A 246-nucleotide genomic window follows, 5' to 3' on the forward strand; every position below is an offset into this window, starting at 1 on the left:
TGCTGGTGTTCGGCGCCATCGAGCAACTGTCCAAGGCGGAGTTCGAGCGGGCGCTGTCGATCAACCTGACCGGCACCTTCCTCGGCATCCACAGCGTGGCGCCGATCATGCGCGAACAAGGCCGTGGCCAGCATCGAGGACACCAGCCTGGAGCTGTGGCGCAAGGTGCAGACCATCAACGGCGACGGCTACTTCCTCGGCTGCAAGTACGCCATCGAAGCGATGAAGGAAACCGGCGGCGGCTCC

Annotated in this window: 1 pseudogene; it reads left to right on the forward strand. The window is 64.6% G+C overall.

What is annotated here, in order from left to right:
- Nucleotides 1-120 precede the first annotated feature (120 nt).
- Nucleotides 121-246, forward strand: a pseudogene (locus J5M67_RS29890) (short-chain dehydrogenase); the annotation flags it as partial.

The sequence above is a fragment of the Pseudomonas sp. 30_B genome, from assembly GCF_017491605.1.
GTDB lineage: Bacteria > Pseudomonadota > Gammaproteobacteria > Pseudomonadales > Pseudomonadaceae > Pseudomonas.